This window comes from Methylobacterium sp. WL103 (genome assembly GCF_008039885.1).
GTDB classification, from domain to species: domain Bacteria; phylum Pseudomonadota; class Alphaproteobacteria; order Rhizobiales; family Beijerinckiaceae; genus Methylobacterium; species Methylobacterium cerastii.
Map to the genome: position 1 here is coordinate 1 of NZ_VRUX01000708.1, position 1,934 is coordinate 1,934.

A 1,934-nucleotide genomic window follows, 5' to 3' on the forward strand; every position below is an offset into this window, starting at 1 on the left:
CTCCCGCCGCGCCCGCCCCCGCCGCGGTTCATGCGCCACGCGACGAACAGGACCAGGAGGAACAGGCCGATGAAGAGCGCCACCTGCGTCGGGTCGACCTCGTCGGCGCGGACCTTCGGCTTGCGCTGCCAGACCTCCGCGTCGCCCGCGAGGATCGAGAGGATGCCGTCGACGCCGGCGGTGATCCCGCCGGCGAAGTCGCCCTCCTTGAAGCGCGGCGTGATCGCGCTGGCGACGATCACGCGGGACAGGGCGTCGGTGAGCGCGCCTTCGACGCCGTAGCCGACCTCGATGCGGACCTTGCGCTCGGCCGGCGCCACGATCAGCAGGACGCCGTTGTTGGTCTTCGCCTGGCCGATCTTCCACTCGCGGAACAGGCGGTTGCCGTAATCCTCGATCGTGGTGCCCTGCAGGTTCGGCACCGTTGCCACCACCACCTGGTCGGAGGTCTTGTCCTCGTAAGCCTTCAGCTTGGACTCGATCGTCCCGCGCTGCTCCGGCGTGAGGATGCCGGCGGCGTCGACGACCCGTCCGGTCAGCTTGGGGAAGCTCAGCTCCGCGGCGAGCGCAGCCGCCCACAGCCCGACGCAGGCCGCGAGGGCGAGGACGAGGGGGAAGGCGAGGCGCGCGCCGCGCGGCATGCGCGAGGTGCCCTAGAACTTCACGTTCGGCGCACGCTCCGCGTTCGGCGTCGCCGTGAAGGTCTCCATCGGCTTCGATTCCGGATAGAACCACGAGGCGATCCAGCGACCGGGGATGGTGCGGATCTCGGTGTTGTAGGCCTGGACCGAGCCGATGTAGTCGCGCCGCGCCACGGCGATGCGGTTCTCGGTGCCCTCGAGCTGCGACTGCAGCGCCAGGAAGTTCTGGTTCGATTTCAGGTCGGGGTAGGCCTCGACCGTGGCGAGCAGGCGCCCGAGGGCGCCGCTGAGCTGGTTCTGCGCGTCTTGGAACTGCTTGAACTTGGCCGGGTCGGTGATCGTCGAGGCGTCGACCTTGACGCTGGTCGCGTTGGCGCGGGCCTCCGTCACCTTGGTCAGGGTGTCCTGCTCCTGCTTGGCATAGCCCTTCACCGTCTCGACGAGGTTCGGGATCAGGTCGGCGCGGCGCTGGTACTGGTTCTGCACCTCGCTCCAGGAGGACTTCGCCTGCTCCTCCAGGGTCGGCACCCGGTTGATCGCCCCGCAGCCCGAGAGGCAGGTCGCGAACAGCATCGCGATCAGCGCGCCGGCGACCCGGGCGATGAGGGGGCTGGTTCGCGGCGTCGCGAAATCCGCACTCGACGACATGTCCACCACTCCTGGAAGCTGTATCCGGCCCAGCTTGGCCGTACTTCACGTCCGCGTGAGATAGGGGCTCGGACCCGCCGAGAGAAGGGCCGCGCCGGCTTTCCGGAACGCTCGTCCGGTCCGCCGTCACGGGCCGTGCCCGAGGTTGACAAGGCCACCCCCGCGGTGCGCTGTGCGCGCCATGGATGACACGCCCCATGCTGCGGCTGACAAGCCGCGCGTCGCCATCACCTATTGTACCCAGTGCAACTGGCTCCTGCGGGCCGCCTGGATGGCGCAGGAACTGCTCTCGACCTTCCGCGACGACCTCGGCGAGGTCGCGCTGATCCCGGCGACCGGCGGGGCGTTCTCGATCACCTTGGGCGCCGACACCGTCTGGGAGCGGACCGGCGACGGCGGCTTCCCCGACGTGAAGGTCCTGAAGCAGCGGGTGCGCGACCGGCTCGATCCGGGGCGCGACCTCGGCCATATCGACCGGGCGCGTCCGGAACCGTATCGATCGGATCCGACCAAGTCCGACCCGCCGAAGTCCGACCCGTGATGGCGCGATGCTTCAGGACCACGCCCCCGCCGCCGAGCCCGGCGAGATCGCGGATGCACCGGTGAGCCCGAGCGAGCTGCCCGCCGCGCCGGTCCGCCGCGGCC

Annotated in this window: 3 protein-coding genes; 1 reads left to right on the forward strand and 2 read right to left on the reverse strand. The window is 70.1% G+C overall.

The features are described from left to right. Positions 1 to 641: TPM domain-containing protein (locus FV222_RS24490; RefSeq protein WP_147815862.1), on the reverse strand; the 641-nt coding region annotated here is incomplete at its 3' end. A gap of 12 nt (positions 642 to 653) precedes the next feature. Beyond that, a complete protein-coding gene (locus FV222_RS24495; RefSeq protein ID WP_238272725.1) occupies positions 654 to 1,214 on the reverse strand; it encodes a LemA family protein in 561 nt (186 codons plus the stop codon). Between the two features lie 256 nt (positions 1,215 to 1,470). On the opposite strand from FV222_RS24495, the gene FV222_RS24500 reads away from it, so the two are divergent. Beyond that, positions 1,471 to 1,830 carry a SelT/SelW/SelH family protein gene (locus FV222_RS24500; RefSeq protein ID WP_147815863.1) on the forward strand — a complete coding sequence of 120 codons (360 nt, stop codon included), beginning with the start codon at positions 1,471 to 1,473 and terminating at the stop codon, positions 1,828 to 1,830. The last annotated feature ends 104 nt before the right edge of the window (positions 1,831 to 1,934 follow it).

Coding starts and splice junctions, on each gene's coding strand:
- FV222_RS24495 (WP_238272725.1), bottom strand. CDS start 1,214: ATGCTGTTCGCGACCTGCCTCTCGGGCTGCGGGGCGATCAACCGGGTG.
- FV222_RS24500 (WP_147815863.1), top strand. CDS start 1,471: ATGGATGACACGCCCCATGCTGCGGCTGACAAGCCGCGCGTCGCCATC.